This window comes from Candidatus Filomicrobium marinum, from assembly GCF_000981545.1.
GTDB classification, from domain to species: domain Bacteria; phylum Pseudomonadota; class Alphaproteobacteria; order Rhizobiales; family Hyphomicrobiaceae; genus Filomicrobium; species Filomicrobium insigne.
Window position 1 is genome coordinate 3,089,101 of sequence record NZ_LN829119.1, and the last position, 23,398, is coordinate 3,112,498.

Here is a 23,398-nt window from a genome sequence, read left to right on the forward strand (position 1 = left end):
TTGAGATCGAGCTGTATCGACCTGTTGCTGGTGGCCCATTCACCGCCACCCACTGAACGAAGCCCGATTGCCCTAGCGGCGTACCGTCTGCTCGATACGCAATATCGTATCGAGAATCAAAGCCTTCCGGTCCAGATTGAGCGCTAGCGCCTCGGCCCTTTCGCGCGTGATTGTTTCCCACAAGGCCGCCCAAGTGGCAAGTTGCCCGTCCTTAATCAGGCGCTGGGCCAGGGTGAGATCGCGATCGCTCCCCTCGCTTGTGGCCCCGGCACGAATTAGTCGGGCCAAATAGTCCTGAAGTAAGTCAAAGAACAGCCCGAAACGCTGCTCAGCCGCCGGTGTTCCTAAGCTCTCTGCAAGATCATGGACCGACCCCCAGGAAATCGTGGGCAGACCCGCAATCAAACTCTCGACCGAGCGGAACACCTCTAGGCCCTTGTCTCCTTCAAGCCCCAGAACACGGCGCACACTACCTTGACCGATTGCCAGTAACTGCGGCCATTGATCTGCATCTGGTTCACGTTGCTCTGCGCTCGCCAACGCCTGCCGCACGGCCGCCTGTAACGGCTCAGCCCCAAGCGGCTGCAAATCGAGCCGCCGGCACCGGGAGCGGATTGTCGTCGGCAAGCGTCCAGGCTCTGAAGAAATAAGGAGAAAGACCGTGCGTTCTGGAGGCTCTTCCAGAGATTTCAAAATGGCGTTGGCCGCGTTGATGTTCAACTCGTCCGCTTGATCGACAATAACGACGCGCCAACCACCCGCCGAGCGATGCGAGAGAAATCCCCTCAGTCGGCGCACTTCATCGATTGGAATGCTAGCGGTGAACCGCTTCGTCTTAACGTCATAGACGCGCCGGATCACGAGCAAGCCCGGATGAGACAGCGCTGTCACCTGTCGCGCTGCAATGCTTCCTGATCTGACACTCAAACCACCGGGCTCACGTTCTTCCGGCTCAGCCAACGCATAACGTGCGAACCGATAAGCTAACGTCGCCTTCCCGATACCCTGCGGCCCCGTGATTAGCCAACCGTGATGCAACTTGCCTTGGTTTAACGCCACGGCCAGTTCTTGCTGCGCGCCCTCATGGCCAAAAAGCAAAGCGGTCTCGCGCGGATGCGCGTAACCTTCCAGCCGATCCGCCTCCGGCAGATACTCAATATCTTGAACAACAGGGGCCCGCGCCATCGTCTTATCCGGCCGTCGCAATCAAACGTTCGGTAACGGCCTTCCACACGGCCTCAGCCACCTCGGCTTCCGGTTCGGCACCGTTCAGAACGACGCAACGGTCCTTCTCGGCCATTGCAAGGTCAAGAAACCCTTGTCGGACCTGTTCATGCTGCGCGAGACTCGCTGCATCAAAGCGCGTAAGGCCGCCGCGGGCCTGCGCACGTTCCATACCCACCTTCGCCCCAACATCAAGGACCAATGTGAGATCGGGAAACCACGGCGTCACTGTCTGCTGCTCGATGGCACGGATAAAAGCCTTATCGATGCCGCCGATATCGCCCTGATACACCCGGCTTGAATCGATATAGCGATCACAGACCACCCACGTGCCAGCTCCCAGCGCTGGCGCAATGGTCACAGCGATATGCTCCGCACGCGCCGCAGCGAAGAGCAAGAGTTCCGTCACCGCCGCTGCCGGTCGGTCGCTAAGCACAAGATCCCGAATCTTTTCTGCCAGCGGGGCGCCACCGGGCTCACGTGTTACAATTGTGCTGATATTAGCCGCACCGAGGCGTTCGGCCAGTTGACGCGCTTGCGTCGACTTGCCCGATCCTTCACCGCCCTCGAAGGTGATGAGCTTACCCGTTGTCATCGCCCCATCCGGGGCGCCTTCATACGCCCGCACCCGCTGTTCACGTTCCTCCGATCAACTCGGAAGCTTGATCGGCGACCCAGCGGAACGCCATCACGGCCAGCGAGTCAAGTCCACGCCATGCAATCGAGGCCTCATCGACATCCTCCGCCGCATACAAAGGCACTTCATTGACGGTATTTGAAGCACTTGTGACCCGAAGAACCGCAACGCGATCCCCCTGTTTGATAGGGGGCTTGAGAGGGCCGGTATAGACAATTTCCGCCCTCAACCGAGACGATTCTTCCGACTTCGGAATGAGAATCCCAATTGGTCCGTTGCCGGTGAGTGGCACGTAGTATTTCTCGCCACCCCAAACTCGAGCCGACCCAACAATCTCGCCAGAATCGAACAGCTTGTACTTCGAGAAATTTTGAAAGCCCCATCCTAAGAGCTTTTGCGCTTCGGACCGCCGCGCCGTACTGCTTGCTAATCCATGGACAACCACGATAAGGCGCCTGCCATCTTGAACCGCCGAACCCGCCAGACCGTATCCCGACTCTTTTAAATGCCCCGTCTTGAGGCCGTCTGCACCAATATCGAGAGACAAGAGCGGATTGCGGTTGAAGAACTTGTAAGGCTGCCGACGCCCTTCAGGCTGGTAGGGAAAACGCCGCTCGCCGAACCAACCATAGTATTCGGGATAGGTCTTGATAAGAAACTGAGACAACAACGCGATCTCTCGGGCCGTCATCAACTGATCAGGATGAGGCAAGCCCGTCGGATTGCCGAACGTTGACTTCTTAAGGCCAATTTTCCGCGCTTCTTCCGTCATCAATTTTGCAAAGGCAGCTTCTGATCCGGACATGCCTTCCGCAATGACGATAGCGGCGTCATTACCCGACTGGATGATCAGGCCCTTGAGCAGATCCTCAATGGTCACTTGAGAGTTCAGCGGCGCGAACATCGCGGACGTGCCAGACGGCGCCCCTCCCGTACGCCAAGCATGTTCGCTCACAGGAAATGTATCCGTGAGCGACAACCGCCCTTCCCTCAAGGCACGGAAAACCACCGCCGCGGTGACAAGCTTCGCCATACTAGCCGGCGGAGCCAGAACATCAGCATTGTGCTGGAAAAGAACTGCACCGCTGTCGGCGTCGATAAGAATTGCTTGCTTAGCAACTGTCCGAAATTCACTGGCCGAAGAGCCAGTTGGCGCAACAGCAAGCAAACTAACGAAAAAAACAAATCCCAAAAAAACAAAGCGCGTCAAAATTTCTCCCCGCGAGGCGTCGACCGTGATTTTACAAGCAGATTTTGTCATCAGCCACTCCCCGCCGGCTGATCCAAATCGCTCGCGACTATCGGAATAATGGGCGACGGGGTCAACGCCGGCACCCCCGATAAACCCACGGCCTGGCGGCTCTACACGAAGATATGACTTTTTATGGCGCGCGTATCGTCATCAGCGAAGCCTGTTCTTGTTCATCGCTGCCATCGAGCGGTGCGGGACCGAGGTACTTGACATGGACCTTCGCAGTCCCCTTGTCGGCAAATCCGAGTTCCCGCGCGACCCGTGCCGAGACATCGATTATGCGGCCTTTCTTGAATGGACCACGGTCGTTGACACGCACCACCACCGAACGGCCATTCGCCAAGTACGTTACGCGCACCAAAGACGGCAACGGCAGTGTTCTGTGCGCAGCCGTCAGAGCATTCAGATCGTAGATTTCGCCGTTCGCGGTCTTCTGCGCATGAAACTTATCGCCATACCAGGAGGCGATCCCTGTTTCTTCGTAGTCCGCATCGTGCTTCGGCGTGTACCAAATACCGGCAACTTGATAGCGCTTGCCAATCTTGTGATATCCGCCCCCTTTGCGCAGTTTGTGCCGCCGTTCGGCTCGCGCCTTCGATGTAAGGGTCTGACTGGCTTTCGCCGCGCTTTCAGAAGGCTTGTTGGTCTGGCTCGCATCGCTAAGGCTTGCGGTGACGATGGGACGCTCACGGTTGACTTCCGTCGTCCAGGAAATTGGCGTTTGCGATATCTGAGGTTTTTCGGAACACCCCGTAAGAAAGTTGCACAGACCTGCAATGACCAGCACTTCCATGAGCAAGACCCAACGTCGTCGCGCAGAACAGCTACGAAGACCGCAGCGCGCCAAACTGCCTGGACCCTTCTGGAATACCCCCGACAACCCCACGTCCCTCGTCTCAGCCCTTCAGTAAGGTAACTCTTCACAGCGGCACGGCGCGCCCAAGCGAGCACATTGGCGCCTCGAAATTAGCCAGCCTAAACCGGGCACCGCAAGTACACGAGAGCAACACCGGGCAATCATGGCCAAGACGTGGTCAACCTGACAGGATTGATACGTTCATCCACATGAGAGGCATGCGCACAACACCCTTATTTGCCAAGCCGTTGCAATGGCACTTGATTGCAGGGGCCTTCCCCTGATATCGGGAGAGGGCGCGCTTGCCCCTCGATAAGGGTTTTACGCAGGCATCGGAGGGGTGGCCGAGTGGTTTAAGGCACCGGTCTTGAAAACCGGCGTGGGTTCACGCCCACCGTGGGTTCGAATCCCACCCCCTCCGCCACTACTCTATAATGTGGCGGCCTTTCTCGGCGCTTTCCACTTCCACGAATATACAGCCAATGCGCAATGTCTGCGATCCGGGCAAAGCGCGAACTCGCTGCAACTGCGCGAATGGCGGACGGGCCTACTCGCCCAGCATCAGTCTATTGATCTCCGAGGATCGGTTGGCAGAGGCCGGGAAACACCGATCTATCTTCCCCAATCTCATGGACGTCGAGAAACAGGCTGTCGCGGCCTTTTGCAAAGCGCAGGGCCATGATCCGTTTCAGACCAGGCTAGTCGAAAGTACCGACGTCCTGCCGCTTTGTAGGAGGTGGGCTCGAAGCCGTTCTCAACCTCAAAGAAATATTAGAAACTCGTGATCTCTTCCCCCAATTGACGCCGCTGCTCAGAGACGAAAGATAAGATTCGAAGAAAATGGATGCGGATCCGTTCACATTGTTTGGAGCCAACGCGGTCATTCTGATCGTAACTGCGTTTGCGTTCCTCGCAGCGTGGGAAAGCCACCCTCAAGAAGTCTACTGGAGCTCCTGGAGTTCCGCCAACATGACGCTCGCCCTCGCCGTAATTCTATTCATGATCGCACTCGGCGGGCAATCGCTCCTGCCGATGATATTGGCCAACTGTCTGCTTGTTCTGGGGTACGGTCTACGTTGGCAGGCCGCACGCCAGTTTAGCGGCCGTCCAAGCCCCCTTGCAGTGATTATCGTGCCTACGGTTCTGACGTTGGGTTTGTTTGCGTTACCGGCAATATTCGCATATCGCACCACCTACATCGCCGTAAATATCATCCTTGCCATCCAAACTATCGTGATCGCCTACGAATTCTGGCGTGATAGAGGTGATGGCTTGCCATCACGCTACGGACTTATGCTGGCTTACGGCTTGATCGCAGTATCGTTCTCCGCACGTGTCGGTCAGGGCATTCTGACAAGCAATGGCCTAACGAGCTACCTCCCGCAGGACGCTTGGCTCCAGATCCACCTCTTCGTAGCCTTGTTTCACACTACGGCGAGCGGCGCCTTTGCCCTTTCAATCGCTTATGAACGCAGCACAAGGGAACTACGTGATGCCGCACTACGAGACCCGCTAACCGGCATCCATAATCGCCGTGCATTCGAAGCAAGACTGCAGGAACATCTGGACAGTGGAGCCAGCACAAATCTCGCCGTGATATTTTTTGACATCGACTACTTTAAACGCATCAATGATCAATACGGTCATGCAGCAGGCGACGCGGCTCTACGCACATGCGCTGAAATCTGCACAAAGAATCTTCGTCCCACGGATTTTGTAGCGCGCATAGGTGGAGAAGAATTCGCCGTCATACTGCCGGACATATCACCACGTGCGGCCTTAGAGGCGACGGAGCGCATACGCCGAGCGGTAGAAAAAACTGTCATCACACACGATGCGAGGCTGTTCAAAGTTACGATGAGCGCCGGCCTCGTTCACTCATCAACGGTTTCCTGTGTCGACATCGACAAACTGATGAAGCAAGCCGATACCGGCCTCTACCGCGCTAAAAACAACGGGCGCAACAGAACGGAAAGCGTCGCTGCTTAATTGACATCGGCTACATCCGGAAGCTCACTCATCGGCGGCCATATTTTTCGAGCAGCACTTCCCACCGATCCACCACACGCTCAATGTCGCATTCCTCAGGAACTGCCGTTGACGGCGCGACCAAACGAACACGTGTATCGCTATCTTGCATGAGCGAACGCAGAACCTCCGCGAACGCACCAACTCTGTCTTTCCCCGAAACCAACGCACCGTTGAGGCCAGGCTTGATGAGGTCATTAACACCGGGACAATCAGCAAAACCCACGGATGGCAATCCGTGAGCCAGAGCCTCGATCACGACAAGTCCCAAGCTTTCATAAAGCGACGAAAGCGCAAACAACTGCGCATTCTCATACTCGACATAAATCTTGTCAGTAGCCCCAGGCAATTGTACGCGCTGGCCCAAATTCAGTTCATGGATCTGCTTTTCCAGATCCGAGCGTAGCTCGCCCTCGCCAACAATGCGCAGATCCCAGTCAGGCACATCCGACGCAATCTTCGCAAACGCCGCGATCAAAGTGCGGTGATCTTTCTGCGGAACCAATCGTCCCACAGACAGCAGAATTTTGCGCTTGCTCGCCTCCCCAACAACGTCAGCACGCGCCGTAATATTCAGCTGTACAGGGTTGGGAATAACCGTGATGTGTCGACGGTCCTTCTCAGAATACTGAGAAAGAATCTGATCGGACACCACTGTCATCTGCCGGGCCAACCATGGCGTGAATTGCACCAAGACGCGCTGCATCGGCCGCGTATCATAGTGGGCTGGTGCGCTGTGCTCACTCGCAATCAACGGGATACGCGTGCCAACAAGCGAAACACCAAGCGGGACAAACATGCTGTGTAAAAAACCAACCACAACTGCCGGATCAAGCGACAGAATCGTACGTCGGAGAGCTCTAATACGCGCCAGAGTTTCTCCCATCGTAGAGGGTTCATCGATACGTCCGAGCCCCAGTCGCACCCATTCGATACGGGGATCAAGCTCATAGAACGAGCCCTGAGAGGGACGATCATATGAGATGATACCAACGTTGTGCCCGCGGGCCGTCAAGCCGTTTGCGACGTCGACGAGCACGCGCTCTGCTCCACCACCGGGCCTATCCAATCCTTTGATAGCGAAGAGCTTCATTGGCGCTTAGCACTCCTCGCAAACAAACTCTCCCAACGGTCCATGATGCCATCCGGCGCAAAAGTCTCTGTCAAATCACGCGCCGAAGAACCCATCCTGGACCGCAACGAAGGATCTCTCATCAGCGTGGCAAGCGCCGAAGCCAAGCTGGCACAATCTCCATTTCCCTGAGCCAACAGCCCATTTTTTTTAGTATCAATAAGTTCGTTCGTGCCTGCGCAATCTGCAAACCCGATAGCAGGAAGACCATGAGCTTGTGCTTCCGCCAGCGCATTGGGAAATCCTTCCCAGCGTGAAGCGAGACAAAAAAGGTGGGCGTTTGCATAGTGTGGATTGGGATCCGGCACGGTCCCGGGCAAGAGAATGCGATCTGATAGACTTAGGGCCGCAATTTTGTCTTCCAGTTTCTCGCGCAGCTCACCATCACCTAGAATAACCAAATCCCATTTAGGGAACCCGTCGGCAACCTGCCCAAACGCATCAATCAGACATTCAGGGTTTTTCTGATAGCTCAACCGTCCAACCGAGAGCACCCGATATCGACCTGCTTTATCAGCACACTCAGGTTGAGCCCTAAGCACTGCAGGAGGCACAGGATTGGGAATCGTGACGATATGTTTATGCAGATAAGACGGATAACCGTGACGATACCCTTCGCATTGAACAACAACTGATTTTGCAAAACGAAACGCATTGAATACGATGAAACTTCGTCTTGCTCCTTGCCGGGTGTGCTCAAAACGCGTAGGCGCATTTCGCTCAGCAGCAATCACGGGAATTCCAAGTCCTATGCAATAGGACCACAAGGCGCGAAAAGGCCCGTCTTGGAACGCGACAATAACGTCTGGCCGCCGCTTGCTTAAAAGAGCACGCACGGTGGTGGCCCTTTTAACAACCATGGACAAATCAGCCTTGACCATGGGATCGCCGATGTTCAGTTGATGCCAGACAATCCGGGGATCCATCGCGTAGAAGGCCTTTGCTCCTTCAACGTCCCACGTGATCAATTCTACGTCGTGTCCACGGGCAACCATCGCATTCATGATCGTAATGATCATGCGCTCGACACCACCGGCCATCCGGTCAATGGCGCGCGCGGCAAACAATAACCGCACGTTTATCCCCCTCGCTTGATACGGTATTCATGAAGCAAACGTCGCGGCCCCGTTGAAAGAAGATGACGGGAAGCCGTGAGGGGATGACGAAGAAGCACATTCAAAAACTGAACGATAAATCTCCCGTACCGACGCTTGAAATGCCAATAGCGAAGCTTCGGCCAGTTCGCCGCGTAATGATACCGACCGATGGACTCTAGATACGGCCGGTGCTTTCCCACCAGCATCAGCTCTGATTCAAGGTTCCGCTCCGGCGACTTATCTTGCGCGCTAGTGGAATGCTGCACAAACAAAGGCTCTGCCGTGCCAATGAAATGCCCGCCCTTCAACGCCAGCCGCACCGCAAAATCGACGTCTTCAACGCGGCGTAAACCTGCATCAAAACCGCCAACTGCTTCAAACGTGCTACGCCGAGCCAGCAGCGAACACGAGGGTGTGCCGGTTCCAAAAAACCAACCAGTTTCTTTCCGGTAAAGCAGTAAGTAGTCAGCAACACCTCGCCCATGAGGCGCAACATCCCCGCGCGAACCAATGGCAGCCAGCTGCATTTCATATCCACTGGAGTATCGCCGTTTGCCGGATGCATAGCAGGCTACAAGTGAAGCACCTGTTCGCTGCTCATAATCCCGCAGATAATCAATTTGTTGCCGAACACGCTCTGGAAGTGCTTCGTCATCATCGTCAAAAAAAACCAAGAACGAGCCCTTCGCCGCACTGAGCAACGTGTTCCGGGCTGCCGCCGGCCCCGCATTCGTCTCATGACGGATAAGACGCGCATTTGGCCTGCCATCGATCACACGCGCAACAACTTCGGCGGAATTGTCTGTCGAAGCATCATCAACAATCAGGATTTCGACATTGGGCCAATCCTGCACGAAAGCACTCGTCAGGGCCCGCTCGATCGTATCCGCCGCATTGTAGCAAGTCAGCCCGATCGTCACCAAGCCGTCGTCGTGAACTGCCGCCGTCATTGCGGGTGCCGCGCGCTATGAAATTGGCGAAACGCCACATTGAGACCAACGTGCGGAACGGCCTGCATAAACCGCTGGCTCGTAAGCACCGGACGCGTAAGAGCTAGCCAAGACATAGCCCAGCCAAACGTCAAATAACGTCGTTCGAGCCAAGCCTGCTTGGCAGACATCCAGGACCGGCAGAATTCATATTGGCCCTGCTCTTCGATCACTTGCCGATGCTTTTCAATAATCCGAAGCAAGTTCTCATATTCTGCCGCAAGAGACTTATCTGACGTCGCGGTCATCGTTTGCTCAATAAGCGGCCGTGCGACACCGACGAAATGCCCCCCACTCAGCGCCAAACGCACATTAAAATCCGTATCCTCACTCCTCCGCAAAACCGGATCGAACCCCCCAATATGACGATAGGTGGAGAGCCGCGCGCACTGGCTACAGGTTGCGCAAGCACCATACCCATTCTTTAGCGGCGTACCCATCAAGATACGATGGGCGACAGGCTTACCGGAGGGAGCTAAAGCGCCCTCTACCTCTCCCATCGTGCCTGCGATTTTTTCCGTGCCATCGGGATAAAGAACGCGGCGAGCGGCATGACAAATGACGGGCGCACCATCAGCAAAATCACGTTCGTAATCGACGATGCGCTCAATCTGAATTGCTAAACGCTCCGGAAGGCTTTCGTCATCGTCATCGAAGAACGCAACAAATTCCCCACGGGCCTCAGCGAGGATACGGTTACGCGCGACAGCAACACCGCCGTTTTCTTCGAGCCGGAACACCCGCACTTCTGGATGGACCTTCGCAAAGTTTTCAAGGACATGCACCGTATCATCGTCAGACGCGTCATCGACGACGACAACCTCCAGCGGCCGCCACGTCTGCGCCAGGACCGACATCAAGGCCCGCTCAATCGTCTCGGCAGCGTTAAAAGCCGTAACGCCACATGTCACCAAGGGCTGCTGCGTCATACTCTCTCCCCATCCAGACACGTCCGGATCAGGTTCTCCCACCTGTCATACTGAATTTCTGGCGAATAAGCGGCCATAGCAAGGCTTGCCTTGCTACCGCGACGCACCCGCTCACTGGCGTCCCCCATGGCGCGCGAAAGCTCCACAGCCAGCATTTGCGGGTCGTGGAGCCCTTCTGCCAGCCAACCGGAAGCACCGTCTTCTATGAGCTGAGCGACGCCATCAGCACCGCGATATCCGACGGCCGGCAGTCCATGGCTCATGGCCTCTGCCAAAACGTTCGGGAACCCCTCCCACAACGATGGAATAGCGAACAGGTGCGCTTCAGAGTAAGCCTTAAAGATATCGAGCGTGGTCGCTTCCAACTTCACGCGGTCCTGCAAGCTGTGTTCCCTGATCAGCTTCCGGAGTTCGTCCTCCTGCGGCCCGCCTCCGACAATGCGTAAGTCCCAATCACGATGCCGCTCGGCGATCGCAGCAAACGCTTGCACGAGATGATCGAAGCGTTTCTGCAAAGGATCAAGCCGGCCTGCCGCCAACAGCGTGTAACGTCCATCTGCACTTGACACACCAGGACGCGCCAAAGTGTCAGCAGATCCGACCGGATTACCGATCACCTCCATGCGACTACGCAAACTGGCGGGATAACCGGCCATGTAGTCTGTGAATTGAACCGCAATGCGATCACACAAACGCAGGGACGCGAAGCTGATCCGCCGTTGCAATGCACTGTAGCGCAGCCGATACATCGAAGGACTGTTACGCTCGGCCGCGATCAGCCGCACACCGGATAACTTAGCCGCAGCGTAAACGGTTTTGTCGCCACTCATAACGAAACCAACCAGCGCCCGCGCACCGGCTTTGCGCAACACGGACGCGAGGGCCCGCGTCCGGCGCAATTTGTCCCTCGCTCCTGGGCGAAATCCAAGGCGATGCCAACTAACACTGGACCGAAGTGGATAAAACGTCTGCGCCCCCTCAGCGTCCCACGACACGAGGTGGACTGTGAAACCGCGCAAATCCAGCGCATTGGCGAGCTGGCAAATCATCCGCTCCGCCCCACCGGCATTGCTCAGCCCATAGAAGTAGAGCGCAACGACCATCCCCCTCCTCGGTCAGCCCGGAATTTCCCACCCCGCTCAAGAAGCACAGGTCCGCTATAAATCCAATGATTTACTGACGCTCGCCAACGATACAAGCAGCCGCAAACAGAGACTCAGAGGTTGATACTATGGCGCTGCACAATACGCCACAGCGGGTGGACAGAGCTAAGGCATATTTGTGGAAATTGCGAGATCGCTTCTTGGGTTAGCGACCCATCAGCCGCGCAGCCAAGAGTGACGGTCCAACTAAGAAAGCGAGCAGGCGGTAGGCGCGACTTTTCAGCATCCGCTTTTTGTTGCCGTGAAAGTTCGAACAAGCGAGCGCGCGGGACGCAAAATATAAACCGCGCTCGTTTAAATACTCACGATGCTTCTCACGGAGAAGTAAGGAATATTTAAGCGGCACAGAGCCAGATTTATCAGCACTCTTCGTTTTATATTGAGTTATCAGTGGTCGATCCACTGCTATAAAATGCCCGCCCATAAAGGCGGCTCGCACGGCCATATCCCACTCGGCACAGCGACGAAACGCTTCGTCAAAGGGGCCAACTGTCAAAAACGACTCCCGACGCGCCATCAGCGTGCAGCTTCCGAACATCCCCCAGACAAAACCCGGCTCAGCAGAGATGGAAAAGAGATAATCCGCAACGGCGGCACCATAGGGCTCTGGAGAACAACGCCCGATAGCCAAAGCAATATGGTCAGGCTCAGCCTGCCCACTCTTAACGACGTTTCGGTTAGAGTAGCAAAATACAAGCTTGGCTCCAGTATCACGCTCATAACCCGTAAGTCGCTCATACTGAGCCTTCAAGCGATCGCAAACATTGTCATCATCATCGTCAAAAATCGCAACAAATTCACCTCTCGCAGCCTCTATGATTGTGTTAAGAGCTCCTGGATAACCCCTATTTGTCGAATGTCTGAGCACCTTGAGCCTAGGTTCTGTTCGCGCCATTTCCGCGAGCGCAGACCACGACCCGTCGTTCGAGCAATCGTCGACAACGACGACTTCCACATTTGGCCAATCTTGAGCCAGCGCACTTTTCACCGCCCGCTCAATAGTATCCGCAGCATTGTGGCAGGTTATACCTATCGTTATAAGAGGCGCTGCAATGCAAACCATTACGCGTTTTCACCATCCAAGAAAACACGTCGACACTTAGATACAAGAGCGGATTTAAGCAAACGCGCACTTCTCTTAATTCCAGGATTATTGGCGCGCAAAACTATTGGCGATAAAGTCCTAGGGTGCACCAAATTACGCATCGCATCGGGAAGACAGTAAAATCCCAACGCAGAAAGCGTTTGAGATAAATCATTTCGCTTAGAAAGCAAAAAAATATTTTGACAGTACCAGGAAGGTACGTCTACCCTTGCCCATATCAGTGGCCGCACAAAATCGTAACAGTAATATCCACGGGCCTCAAAACGTAAAATCCAGCTTTCTTGCCACTGCTCGTTGATATGACCGTTCCCACCTTGTCCCGGGATAGCAGCTGAAAAAATAATATTTTCAGACGAGTTTGCCAAAAGATCAAGAAGGCTATCAGAAGCATCTGCTTCCAGATGTTCCGCAACCTCCAAACAAATCGCCAAATCAAACAAACCGACATCTTTCGGTGGGCTTGCCAAATCCGTGGGGCGAAACTCAAATTGCTCTACATCCAAGTATTCAATAGGTACATGCGGTCCATCGAGACCAAGTATCCGCCGTGCGCCCAGTTTTTTCGCAACGCCCAACCAAGTCCCAGTACCACATCCCACATCCAAGGCGCTTTCCATGGGTATGCATTGCTTAACGGCTTTGAGAACAACCGAAGCGGCACTGACAGTTTCCTGACGTCGACGGTTATACCAAAAGGCATTCTCGTCACGGCGGGCTCTATTAGTCGTCATGTGTGTGCGAACGGCCACAAACAATTCCTTTCACCAAATTAAACCCGCCCAAACAACGCTATAATTGTTGCTAGGCTTGACTGCATACCCGTCTCACACGTTATTGACACGTAACGCTTTGATGACAAGGTGATAAAACCTGTTGCACCCACGAAAATCGCCTACGACCGCTGCGCGCTATCCCCGTCAATTCAGCACTACTCGTCGCCCATGCTGTGATCCTTCAAACACACAATGAACCAACTATCAAAACTACCATCGATGCTAAGTCAATACGGACGTTACCTTATTAGGGGGCAACTCTCAGATGCTCAACATTATTGATCGCGGGCGCAACATTCTGCAGCAAACCCTCGCACCTGATGAAAAAATATTCTTCATCGGATTCAATAAATGCGGAACGACATCGCTGCACCATTTAATGACTCAACATGCAATCCGATCAACACACTGGAATAACGGACAACTAGCCGATGACATCGAAAAACTACTATCCGATAAGAACAATTTAAAAAAATATCTGTCCAGAGCAACTGCCTATAGCGACATAATATACTCAACGCACAGAGAGCAAATAGAAGGAAACAAACACTTCCGACTGTTCCATGAATTGTTTCCACGGGCATACTTTATCTTAAACGACAGAAACCTGGAAGCTTGGGTTAAATCTCGCTCGAACCATCACAATGGATCTCATCTTGAGCGTTGCATGGCGGCATGGAAAACTGACGAACGCGGCGTCAAAACGATCTGGCGACAGACTTACGAAGCTCACACCAACGATGTTCTCGATTATTTTAATGGGCACGCACGTTTTTTACACTTCCGCATAGATCGTGATTCAATAAACATGCTGATTGACTTTCTTTCACCCTCCTTCACCCTCCGCGCACGCGGTTGGAAAATAACAAATGCCACAAAGCAAGGTTGATCCATTTATTGGATATTGCGCACCATCTAACTCCTATCCATATTTAAGATGCCGTCGAACTCGTCGAAGCTGATGAAGAACAACATGCGCAGGCTTGGCCCGCTGCCGCAGGAACGCAAGAGCGGCTTGCTGAAACGCATAAAACCTAATGCGGGGGCTACGATATTCCCGCTCATATCTTTCCTTCGCCGCTGCGACAACCTCCGAACTCAATGGCATGAAGTCGTCACCTGAATATTTTGCGCGGGATGGAAAATCCGTCTCACCTTGCATGAAATGCTGAGCAATCTTAGCGTTATCCTGAGCAACATATGCCTCGAGGTCAGAAACTAAAGCGGGATCCAAATGATATGCTGTCCCCAAGCAGCTCTCTCGCGAAAGTCTTTTTAGACAATAGACAACTGCACGCTCCTGAGCGCGAGACTTAGGCGTGAGATTTAGAATTTTTTTTACTTCAAGATATTCACGAGACAACGTTTCATTTATTTTTACATCAGCCGGGTCGATTCCCAGAAAATCCACTCCAACTCCACAACGATTCAAAAAATCAGACACACTACTTTGTTGAAACAATCGATCGCGAATATAAGGAACCACATGGAATTCCCGGGGTGCCATCACATCATTCCAAATACTCAGTCGATTATAATACCTGAGTAAAAATTTTCTTTTTCTATAGTGCCCCCAATCATCATCATACGACATGTCGTGATGAATAGACTTTCCGTGCGTAATAACCTGCGTTATGTTAGAAGAGAGCCAATCAACCTGTGGGCGAAGATAAACTATGATGTGAACATCATAATTCACCATATAACGTTGCAGAGCTTCAATTTTTCGTCGGTAATGAAAGAAATAATCCGTTTCATTAGCCACCTCCCAAACACGCGGCTGACCGCCAAAAAAATGCTCCGCACTAAGAATCATGGTGTGAGCATTGGAACGCTCGGCCTGAAGAAAAAACTGCTTAAAATACTCATCTGCCGTCAGGTGAGGGTAACGACTAACTCCTGCCAAGGCATCAGCCACCGGATTATGGCTGCCAAGATCCAGTGGCATTCCGTTGATACGAGGCGAGGGATATAGGACGCCCTTAGATTGTAGCTTAAGTCGATGAAACGTCAAAAACGCCTGAATTGCCGACGTTCCCGTCTTCGACTGTCCTATGTGTAGAATAATTTTCACGTGCGGCCACCCTTGTTATTGACCTTGGTCTAACTGTCAGATCAAAACCTGATCAGGCCACATCCAACGTTGATGACGGCGCACCTAAACTGGCCAGTGCGTCGGGTCCCACTGCCGACACCTTGCCTTGTTCAACAACAAAGATCGCGTCGCACCCCCTGACAGTCGTCAGCCGGTGGGCGATCATGATGATAGTCTTGCGATGAGCCAGATTGTTTACGGCGTCCATGACTGCTTTCTCAGTCCTATTATCAAGCGCACTTGTCGCCTCGTCCAAAACCAACACGTCCGGATCGTGATATAAGGCGCGCGCGATTCCGACACGCTGGCGCTGTCCACCTGAAAGACGTACCCCTCTTTCACCAACCTCGGTCGCATACCCGTGCGGCAACTCGCTCATGACAAAATCATGCAATTTCGCCATCCTCGCTGCGCGCTCGACGGCCGATTGATCAATTTTATCAAGTGGAACCCCAAAGGCGATATTGGCCGCAATGCTCTCGTCCGCCAAGAATATATGCTGTGGCACATAACCCACGGAGCGCTGCCATGCCCTCACGTTCGAACGCTCGATAGGTACGTCATCCACGCGCAACCGCCCATTTTGCGGTTCAAGCAGACCGAGGATGATATCAACGAGCGTCGACTTCCCAGCCCCCGTCTCTCCAACAATCCCGACAGACGTGTGAACGGGTATTCTGAGCGAAACGTCCCTGAGCGCAGGTCGCCCGGCCTGTGGATAGGAAAAGTCTACATGATCAAGCTCGATCTGGCTTCGCAAAGGCAGCGGAACCACATTCGCCCAATCCGATGCTTGACCATCAGCCTCGCAAAGCTCTCGGTGTAGTGCATCCAACGCAGGGCCACCAAAACGCAATGCCACCAAGCTCTGATAAATCGTCTGAACAGCCGGCAAAAGCCGCAATCCCGCAAAGGCGTAAAGGGCGATAATTGGCAATGCAGTCTTGAGGTTGCCATCAGCGCGAAAGAGCAGCACGAGAATGACAACAAGAACACCACCGATTGCCACCAACTCCAACAGATGCCGCGGAACTTCACGCACCAGCTGAAAACGGCTTCTAAGACGTGCGAAATGCTGCGACGCCTTTGAAAAGCGGCGCACGTAGCCCGGCTCAAGCCCTCCGATCTTAACTTCCTTGACGCCCCCCAACACTTCCTGCGCGATCTGATACCGTGCACGGTTAGCCGCCACGCGTTCCTTCCCCAGACGGCGTAGATACGTACTAACCGCCAGGAACACGAGACCGTAAGCCAACGAGACGCCAACCAGCACGCCAATAGCAACGACAGGTTCGATAACCACGACCAAGCCGGTTATGAAAAGGGTAATGATGAGCCGGGATACGAGCTGCAAACACGGCATCAAGCTTTCGTTGACAACCTGTTCGACCTCAGAGAGCACCGACTTGCCCATGTCCGCGCTATGGCGGTTCAGAAACCACGCGTAGGGACGGCGAAGGTAAGACGTGAGTAACTTCACGCTCAGGGCATGGCTCCGCATTTGTGCGTAGCGCAGCACTCCATAACTCGTAACAGCAGTAACCCCCGTGCGCACGACAATGACGAGAAAAACCAACGCAGCGAGGACGATAAGAAAGCTGTTTACGCTAGAAAACCCGAGCGCCTCATACGCCCAGCGAAGATAGGGGTTCGTTTGAATAATGCTCGGATCCGAAAGAACTGCGATCAACGGGAGGATTGACGCAACCCCCACCATTTCGACCAATCCCAAAGCGAGCATCAGCACAAGCAATAGCAACGCCTGCCACTTTTCGCGCCGGTCAAGAAGATCGCTTAGTTTGGAAATTGTCTCTCGCATGCAAACCCGTGGGCTCCCCAAGCATCCGCGCTATATATCACTCAGCACCGCTTTAGGCACATCATAACGCGACACGGTGCGCAAATTTGGCCCATAAGTGCGCTCGGAGCCAACGGTTCCCTATCCCGCGCTCCAAAAAGTCGCAGCGTGAGTCACCACCCAAATTCCGACACAATTCCGCATCTGCGCCCCAACCAACGGATCAGGCTGCCCGCATCAGCTCATCGAGCGATCACGGGTGGAACCATGGCGTGCAATTGCCAACAATAATGAGAAAGGCAGACCTAGCCGCCGGCACCGTTATCTATGTGCTCCTCCCGGGACTGAACATCGCTCAGCGGCACTCCCCACGCCCTCTTTCTGTCACGGCCACGTTACTCAACAGTACAATTACTGCTTGATTTGGTTTCGGCTGTGTTTAGCGCACTTTCGAAATCCAAGAGCCAGCAAAACTTTTTGCTGAGGTGAGAAGCGGCGACGCACGCCACCGCCCCCATCAACCTAATCGAGCTTGACGCGTGCCTGCTCCGGTTTGTGGCCATCCATTGATAGCGTCACGATGATAGTGGCGCCTTTAGACGCTTTGAACGCACCGGCCCCTTTCAGCACACCATCTGATGCCGAAGAGAGCGGAACATCAACCTTCTTGCCATCTGACAAGATAGTCGCCTTCGCTTTGGCTCCGGTAACATCCTCCGGCTTGCCATCCTCGCCAATGACATGAATTTCTAGCGTTCCATCTTTGGCGACGACTTCAAGGTGATGGTGGCCACTCTCAACCATCACTCCTCCGTGCTTGCTCTTATGGTGCTCGTCCTCATGAGCCTGCAGCGGCGCGACCGTGATGACGGCGAGAGCGAGCACTGCCAAGAGTTGCTTGACCATATATTCCTCCGTTTTCTCTAGGTTTAGAAGGCTTCGGCGTGAACCAGCGTGTCCTCATTGACCATCAACCGTTCCAGGGCTTTTCGACCAAACCGCAGAAACAGCACTGGCGTGAGGAAAGCGTCGAGGAGCGTGGCTGAGATCAGCCCCCCAAAAATCGTCACTGCCACGGGATTGAGTATCTCTTTCCCAGGCTCGCCTGCACCAATCATCAAAGGCACAAGCGCAATACCCGCGGCAAAGGCCGTCATAAGGACTGGCGTCAATCGCTCTAGCGTTCCGCGGATCACCATCTTCCGCCCGAACTGCTCCCCTTCGAACAGCACGAGGTTGATGTAGTGGCTGATCTTCAAAATGCCGTTCCGCGTCGCGATGCCGGCAAGGGTGATAAATCCAATCGCGCTCGCAACCGAGAATGGCTGCCCGGCAATCCACAACGCAGCCACACTGCCAATGAACGCAAGCGGCACGTTGCCCATAATGATCAGAGCCAACACCCCGGAACGATAACGAGAATAGAGCACGACGAAGATCATGAGCAGCGATAACATCGACAGGGCTGCGATAAGCCGCGATGCTTCTTCCTGCGCTTGAAACTGCCCTTCTAGGCTAGTGAAATAGCCCTGCGGGAAATCTGACCTCGCGACCTCGGCACGAATATCCTCCACGATTTTGGCCATGTCGGAACCATCAGTATTGGCGAGTACCGCGATTCGTCGGCGACCGTTTTCCCGCAGAACCTGATTGGGCCCATCCGTCTCGAGAACTTCCGCAACCGCGTTCAGAGGAATACGACCAGCGGGGCTTTCGATCAGCATTTCACCCAGCGCGCGCGTACTGCGGTCTTCGTCGCTCAGACGTAAGACGACATCGAACCGCTTTGACTGATCGATAATCTGTGAAACGACGCGGCCATTTGAAAGAGTTTCCAGCGCTTCCGTAATTACACTCGGATTGAGACCATAGCGCTTTGCCTTCTCATAATCGACGCGCACCTGCAGCTGCGGAATACGCACCTGCTTTTCTGTCTGGAGATCGACGATACCCGGGATACTCTCAAGCCTTTTTTCCAGATCCGTCGCTAGACTACGAAGCGTGTCGTAATCATCACCGTAAATCTTAAGCGCGATCTGCGCCCGCACCCCAGAAAGCATGTGGTCAAGACGGTGCGCGATCGGCTGTCCCACCGTGATGCTGGCGGGAAGCACCGACAAGCGACTGCGAATGTCAGCGAGAACCTCTTCACGGCTACGATCGGATTGCCTCAGATCGACATCCAACTCACTCGTGTGGACGCCTTCCGCATGCTCATCGAGCTCGGCTCGACCCGTGCGTCGGCCCACGGAATGCACTTCTGGTACCTGCGTCACAATCTTTTCGGCCAAACGGCCAATACGGTCAGACTCCGCCAGACTGATTCCAGGTTGCAGTGTAACGCTGACCAGGACCGTACCTTCGTTAAACGCTGGCAAGAAGGCGCGCGGGAGTAGCCCCCCTGCGAAAATCGCCGCCAATACCGCAACAGCTGGGATACCCAGTACGAAAGTGGGGCGATCAAAGCACCACTCAAGCCCTCGCTTCTGCCAGCGCTTAAGAACATGCACTAACGGGCTCTCGCGCTCGCCAAGGTGCCGCATCCGCGGAAGTATCCAGTACGACAACACCGGGGTAACAGTCATCGAGACGATCAAGCTCGCTACGATCGACACGATGAATGCGATACCCAGCGGGGTAAACAAACGCCCTTCGATGCCCGACAAAGCGAACAGAGGAATGAACACCAGTACGATGATTGCGGTGGCGTAGAGAATGCCTGATCGCACCTCAATCGAAGCCTCTGCCACCACCTCCTGGATACTACGTTGGTCGCGCCCTCCGGAGGCACGGTGTAATCCAAGACGCCGATAGATGTTTTCAACATCAACAACCGCGTCGTCGACCAAAGCACCGATGGCAATCGCCAAGCCACCTAGCGTCATCGTATTGATGGAAAGGCCCATGATCTGAAAGACAATGACGCTCGTCAGCACCGAGAGCGGAATAGCCACCAGAGAAATGAACGTCGTTTGCCAGTTCACCAAAAATGCGAACAACACGATCGCCACGACCACGAGCGCTTCAACCAACACCGTCATCACATTCTTGATCGAAGTCTCGATGAACGTTGCTTGACGGAATTGCACATCGGTCACACGCACGCCTTCGGGCATCACGCGCTGGAGTTCAGGCAGCATTTCTTCGATGCCACGCGTGATCGTGACCGTATCGGCCGCCGGTTGCTTTTGGACGGCCAGGATTACTGCGGGCTTTGCATTGAACCCGGCATCGCCGCGCTTAGTACGCGCCGCGAAATCGACCTTTGCCACCTGACTAAGCGAGATCACACGGCCATCGCGGTAAGCCACCACCAAATTCTGGAGATCTTCGATCTTCGTGGTGCGGCCAATATTCCGAATCAAAAATTCACGTGCCTTGAGGTCAACAAAGCCACCACCCGTGTTCCCGCCAAACTGTTGAATCGCCTTCTCGATAGCCTCAAAGCTGATATCAACCGCCGCCATACGCCGGGGGTCCGGAATAACCCGATATTGGCGCACCTCCCCCCCAATGGGGATGACCTGAGATACTCCAGGAACCGTGAGAAGTTGCGGACGCACCGTAAAGTCTGCAAGCTCGCGAAGCGTCATCGGATCAGCCGTCGTACTCGACATGGCGATCAGCATTATTTCGCCCATCACCGACGAGATGGGCCCCATTTGCGCCGTGATGTTGCTCGGCAATTGTTCGCGAACCAATTGCAGTCGCTCAGAGACTTGCTGTCGCGCACGATAGATCTCCGTCGACCAGTCAAATTCAATGTAGACGACTGACAAACCAACGCCGGATACCGAGCGCACACGCGTAACACCGGGCATTCCGTTCATCGCCGTCTCAATTGGAAACGTGACGAGGAGTTCAACTTCTTCTGGCGCCAAGCCCTCGGATTCCGCCATCAGCGTGACGGTAGGCCGGTTGAGATCAGGGAAAACATCGACAGGAAGTTGTCTAAGTGTCATCAAGCCGTAGAGCATGATGACGACGCCGGCGACCAACACAAACAACCGGTTCGCGAGGCTACCGCGCACGATGGCATTAAACATCTCTGGGTCACCCTAACGGATCTGATTGATAAGTTCGGAGCCTTCCACGACAACACGACTCTCCGCGTCGAGCCCCTTTGAAACCAGAACTCGCGAACCATCGAGCGCAATAGTTGTCACGGTTATTGGCTCGAACTTTTCCGGAGCAACCTTGACCCAGACCTGAGCCATACCATTGAGCGCGCGAACAACCGCGGCCTGCGGAAGCACAATCCCACGTGCTTCCTTCTCGCCTTGCATGATGACCCTAAGTGTCGAACCAATAGTCAGAGCCTCATGCGTGTCTTCAACTTTGAAGAGGATTGGCAGCGATTGCTGACGAAGTGTCGGTGATCGGCCAACATATGAAAGCGCGATACTGTGGCCTTCGGCATCAATCGCGTAAGCCGCCTGAATTTTCATCTCGTCATGGCCGCCAATACCGATCGCTTCGACCCAAAGCCGTTGCGGATCCACGATTTCAAAAAGCGTATCGCGTGCACTAACGACTTGTCCGGCCTTGACGTTTGCAATTGAAATCACGCCAGCCACCGGCGCTGTCAACTTCAGCTTCTCGGCTGATTTCGGAGCCAGCACGCGTTGTTGTTCGCGCAATGCTTCAAGCTCCGTTTGGGTATCTTCAATTTCCCTTTGTGCAACGACGCCGGCGATCCGCGTCAGGCGTGCCAGTTTTTGCTCTGCAATGCGCAGTTTGCCTTCGACCTCGGCAGTCAATTGCTGCAGCGATCCCCGGTCCGCCACTGGGATCGTTGGCGAAAGCATCGCCAGAACCTCGCCTCGCCCGACGCGCTGGCCGACAAAGGCAATCCCTCGGTCCGTGAGTTCGATCTGCCCATCCATCGGCGCCTGAACATGTCCGGAAGCAGAAGGGTCTGAGATGACCACGCCGATTAATTCGCGGCCTTCCGCTGCGTCTGTGATCTCGGTGACTGTCGTCCGCACACGCAATAGCCGTTGCGAATTTTTCGGAACGAAGACTGTTCCGTCCGGAAGCTTACGAGGCGCGTTCCCTCCCGTGGGTGTCGCCGCGGGCTCTCCGTGATCATGGCCCGGCCCCGCGTGCACATCGGACGCCTGGGCCAACACGCTAACGATAGCCACCAACACAGCGGCCGCCGCCTTGCTACCCTGCTTCGCGACTGTATCGGAATGAGGAACAGCACCGGCCGCAGGTTCACCCGGCAACCGCGCAGGACGAAACGCGAAGGAAAAGAAGAAACCAAACAAGGCTGCGAGACCGCCGATCGCCCACACCATGGGCTGAGCCAAAAGATCGGACCAGGAATTTGCAGCATCCTGTTTTGGCGCTTCAGGACCAAGGATATCGAGCGTGCCATTCAATAAATCCATGGTGTCGCCCGCGCTCACCATAAAGATCAGTGCGTACGTCCCAGGATGGTCGAGCCACTCACCCTCAATCTCATAGACACCCTCCCCAACCGGGGACGCCGTGACCGTAGGGATACTATCACCGGAAACCTCGATCGTTGCGCCTTCTACAGGCTCATTGGTCGCGAACCGGTCTAGATAGATCGTAAGCGTATGACCTTCCGCTGTTGCCACCAGCTCAAGATCGGAACTGGAGCTCTGAAGCCGAGGGATTTCAGGAGCGGCAATCTCAGATTGAGCACCATGATCGTGTCCGTGATCATGTCCGGGCCCCGCAAGAACGGGGTGCGCGAGCGTAAACGCCCATAGAATGACGGCAAAGAGCCAATGCATGCGTCGAACCTTTTATTCGCTTTAAGTTCGGCACCGGCTCTTGCCCGCGTAACGCTCGCCCAGAAGGGGCAGGCGATTCCGCCATACCCAACATGTCGAGCGACATTAATTTGAGCGTAAAGAAGCCGCGCCGATCATACCAAGCGACACGGAAAGACGCCGTGCCGCCGCGGATCACGCGGCGAAACTGGGGGGGCGCTGGGGCAAGTAAGATGGTTGCCTCAACGGTACAGCCGATCCCAGATCAAAAGGCGACGTGCGGCCTTGGGCCTCAAATGTGAACGGTGTCTCGATTGCCGCTAGTGCCAAAGTACCGCAACAATTTACGTGGGCATGCGGGCAACCGTAATGATCGGCCCCGTGTTCGTCGCAATCGTGAGCACCGCAGGCTTCACCCACATAAACAGTCGCGTGGGCGAGTTCCAAGGGCACCGCGTGAGCATCTGTGATCGCAGCAATATGCCTACCGCCACCTACGCAGGTGACAGCAATCATCAGTATGGTCAACAGTCGTAGCAATAGCCCTCGCATACGCGGACATGAGCAGCAATT

The 23,398-nt window shown here is 54.6% G+C and carries 18 protein-coding genes and 1 tRNA gene; 3 read left to right on the plus strand and 16 right to left on the minus strand.

The genetic code is table 11. The features are described 5' to 3' along the window. Nucleotides 1-72: 72 nt before the first annotated feature. The 4 genes from YBN1229_RS14480 to YBN1229_RS19305 form a co-directional block, all read right to left on the minus strand. On the minus strand, nt 73-1,185 hold the full coding sequence (locus YBN1229_RS14480; protein WP_046478559.1) for a DNA polymerase III subunit delta': 1,113 nt from the start codon (nt 1,183-1,185) through the stop codon (nt 73-75). 4 nt (nt 1,186-1,189) lie between these two features. Continuing rightward, complete coding sequence (gene tmk, locus YBN1229_RS14485) at nt 1,190-1,819, minus strand: dTMP kinase (protein ID WP_046478558.1); 630 nt, start codon at nt 1,817-1,819, stop codon at nt 1,190-1,192. A 40-nt stretch (nt 1,820-1,859) separates the two neighbouring features. Next, nucleotides 1,860-3,122, minus strand: a complete 1,263-nt coding sequence (locus YBN1229_RS14490) for a D-alanyl-D-alanine carboxypeptidase family protein (RefSeq protein WP_082101155.1) — start codon at nt 3,120-3,122, stop codon at nt 1,860-1,862. 121 nt (nt 3,123-3,243) lie between these two features. Then, a complete protein-coding gene (locus tag YBN1229_RS19305; protein ID WP_052743963.1) occupies nt 3,244-3,906 on the minus strand; it encodes a septal ring lytic transglycosylase RlpA family protein in 663 nt (220 codons plus the stop codon). A 397-nt stretch (nt 3,907-4,303) separates the two neighbouring features. On the opposite strand from YBN1229_RS19305, the gene YBN1229_RS14500 reads away from it, so the two are divergent. Together YBN1229_RS14500 and YBN1229_RS14505 are read left to right on the plus strand one after the other, a co-directional pair. Further along, nucleotides 4,304-4,393 (plus strand) — tRNA-Ser (locus tag YBN1229_RS14500). Between the two features lie 416 nt (nt 4,394-4,809). Further along, entirely contained in the window at nt 4,810-5,958 is a 1,149-nt protein-coding gene (locus tag YBN1229_RS14505; protein ID WP_046478557.1) for a GGDEF domain-containing protein, read from the plus strand. 28 nt (nt 5,959-5,986) lie between these two features. Here YBN1229_RS14505 and YBN1229_RS14510 read toward each other — a convergent pair whose 3' ends face one another. The 7 genes from YBN1229_RS14510 to YBN1229_RS14540 form a co-directional block, all read right to left on the minus strand. Beyond that, nucleotides 5,987-7,090 (minus strand): glycosyltransferase family 4 protein, encoded by a 1,104-nt coding sequence (locus YBN1229_RS14510; protein ID WP_046478556.1) that lies wholly within the window; start codon nt 7,088-7,090, stop codon nt 5,987-5,989. Continuing rightward, the gene (locus tag YBN1229_RS14515) at nt 7,087-8,205 is read right to left on the minus strand and encodes a glycosyltransferase family 4 protein (RefSeq protein WP_082101156.1); all 1,119 of its coding nucleotides are present in this window, start codon (nt 8,203-8,205) and stop codon (nt 7,087-7,089) included. The genes YBN1229_RS14510 and YBN1229_RS14515 overlap by 4 nt, the downstream gene beginning before the upstream one ends. Nucleotides 8,206-8,207: 2 nt before the next feature. After that, nucleotides 8,208-9,176, minus strand: a complete 969-nt coding sequence (locus YBN1229_RS14520; RefSeq protein ID WP_046478555.1) for a glycosyltransferase family 2 protein — start codon at nt 9,174-9,176, stop codon at nt 8,208-8,210. Beyond that, a complete protein-coding gene (locus YBN1229_RS14525; RefSeq protein ID WP_046478554.1) occupies nt 9,173-10,144 on the minus strand; it encodes a glycosyltransferase family 2 protein in 972 nt (323 codons plus the stop codon). Before YBN1229_RS14525 ends, YBN1229_RS14520 begins: the two co-directional genes overlap by 4 nt. Beyond that, complete coding sequence (locus YBN1229_RS14530) at nt 10,141-11,247, minus strand: glycosyltransferase (protein ID WP_046478553.1); 1,107 nt, start codon at nt 11,245-11,247, stop codon at nt 10,141-10,143. Before YBN1229_RS14530 ends, YBN1229_RS14525 begins: the two co-directional genes overlap by 4 nt. Nucleotides 11,248-11,452: 205 nt before the next feature. Beyond that, the gene (locus YBN1229_RS14535) at nt 11,453-12,370 is read right to left on the minus strand and encodes a glycosyltransferase (RefSeq protein ID WP_052743964.1); all 918 of its coding nucleotides are present in this window, start codon (nt 12,368-12,370) and stop codon (nt 11,453-11,455) included. Continuing rightward, nucleotides 12,370-13,161: a class I SAM-dependent methyltransferase gene (locus YBN1229_RS14540; protein WP_152025002.1), complete on the minus strand. Its 792-nt coding sequence runs from the start codon at nt 13,159-13,161 to the stop codon at nt 12,370-12,372. Before YBN1229_RS14540 ends, YBN1229_RS14535 begins: the two co-directional genes overlap by 1 nt. Before the next feature lie 289 nt (nt 13,162-13,450). Between YBN1229_RS14540 and YBN1229_RS14545 the strand changes: the two genes are divergently transcribed. Further along, a complete protein-coding gene (locus YBN1229_RS14545) occupies nt 13,451-14,074 on the plus strand; it encodes a sulfotransferase (protein ID WP_046478551.1) in 624 nt (207 codons plus the stop codon). Between the two features lie 33 nt (nt 14,075-14,107). Here the strand turns inward: YBN1229_RS14545 and YBN1229_RS18745 are convergent, their stop codons facing one another. The 5 genes from YBN1229_RS18745 to YBN1229_RS14575 all read right to left on the minus strand — a co-directional run bounded on the left by YBN1229_RS18745 (nt 14,108) and on the right by YBN1229_RS14575 (nt 22,846). After that, complete coding sequence (locus YBN1229_RS18745; protein ID WP_152025001.1) at nt 14,108-15,259, minus strand: hypothetical protein; 1,152 nt, start codon at nt 15,257-15,259, stop codon at nt 14,108-14,110. Between the two features lie 52 nt (nt 15,260-15,311). After that, nucleotides 15,312-17,099: an ABC transporter ATP-binding protein gene (locus YBN1229_RS14560; protein WP_046478548.1), complete on the minus strand. Its 1,788-nt coding sequence runs from the start codon at nt 17,097-17,099 to the stop codon at nt 15,312-15,314. Between the two features lie 501 nt (nt 17,100-17,600). Beyond that, on the minus strand, nt 17,601-17,984 hold the full coding sequence (locus tag YBN1229_RS14565; protein ID WP_046478547.1) for a hypothetical protein: 384 nt from the start codon (nt 17,982-17,984) through the stop codon (nt 17,601-17,603). 23 nt (nt 17,985-18,007) lie between these two features. Next, entirely contained in the window at nt 18,008-21,124 is a 3,117-nt protein-coding gene (locus YBN1229_RS14570) for an efflux RND transporter permease subunit (RefSeq protein WP_046478546.1), read from the minus strand. A gap of 12 nt (nt 21,125-21,136) precedes the next feature. After that, the gene (locus YBN1229_RS14575; protein WP_046478545.1) at nt 21,137-22,846 is read right to left on the minus strand and encodes an efflux RND transporter periplasmic adaptor subunit; all 1,710 of its coding nucleotides are present in this window, start codon (nt 22,844-22,846) and stop codon (nt 21,137-21,139) included. Nucleotides 22,847-23,398: the final 552 nt, after the last annotated feature.

Excerpts from the sequence above, each read along its gene's own strand:
- YBN1229_RS19305 (WP_052743963.1), bottom strand. The coding sequence starts at position 3,906 with ATGGAAGTGCTGGTCATTGCAGGTCTGTGCAACTTTCTTACGGGGTGT.
- YBN1229_RS14535 (WP_052743964.1), bottom strand. The coding sequence starts at position 12,370 with ATGGTTTGCATTGCAGCGCCTCTTATAACGATAGGTATAACCTGCCAC.
- YBN1229_RS14525 (WP_046478554.1), bottom strand. The coding sequence starts at position 10,144 with ATGACGCAGCAGCCCTTGGTGACATGTGGCGTTACGGCTTTTAACGCT.
- YBN1229_RS14575 (WP_046478545.1), bottom strand. The coding sequence starts at position 22,846 with ATGCATTGGCTCTTTGCCGTCATTCTATGGGCGTTTACGCTCGCGCAC.
- YBN1229_RS14545 (WP_046478551.1), top strand. The coding sequence starts at position 13,451 with ATGCTCAACATTATTGATCGCGGGCGCAACATTCTGCAGCAAACCCTC.
- YBN1229_RS14480 (WP_046478559.1), bottom strand. The coding sequence starts at position 1,185 with ATGGCGCGGGCCCCTGTTGTTCAAGATATTGAGTATCTGCCGGAGGCG.
- tmk (WP_046478558.1), bottom strand. The coding sequence starts at position 1,819 with ATGACAACGGGTAAGCTCATCACCTTCGAGGGCGGTGAAGGATCGGGC.
- YBN1229_RS14510 (WP_046478556.1), bottom strand. The coding sequence starts at position 7,090 with ATGAAGCTCTTCGCTATCAAAGGATTGGATAGGCCCGGTGGTGGAGCA.
- YBN1229_RS14530 (WP_046478553.1), bottom strand. The coding sequence starts at position 11,247 with ATGGTCGTTGCGCTCTACTTCTATGGGCTGAGCAATGCCGGTGGGGCG.
- YBN1229_RS14565 (WP_046478547.1), bottom strand. The coding sequence starts at position 17,984 with ATGGTCAAGCAACTCTTGGCAGTGCTCGCTCTCGCCGTCATCACGGTC.
- YBN1229_RS14490 (WP_082101155.1), bottom strand. The coding sequence starts at position 3,122 with ATGACAAAATCTGCTTGTAAAATCACGGTCGACGCCTCGCGGGGAGAA.
- YBN1229_RS14520 (WP_046478555.1), bottom strand. The coding sequence starts at position 9,176 with ATGACGGCGGCAGTTCACGACGACGGCTTGGTGACGATCGGGCTGACT.
- YBN1229_RS14570 (WP_046478546.1), bottom strand. The coding sequence starts at position 21,124 with ATGTTTAATGCCATCGTGCGCGGTAGCCTCGCGAACCGGTTGTTTGTG.
- YBN1229_RS14505 (WP_046478557.1), top strand. The coding sequence starts at position 4,810 with ATGGATGCGGATCCGTTCACATTGTTTGGAGCCAACGCGGTCATTCTG.
- YBN1229_RS14560 (WP_046478548.1), bottom strand. The coding sequence starts at position 17,099 with ATGCGAGAGACAATTTCCAAACTAAGCGATCTTCTTGACCGGCGCGAA.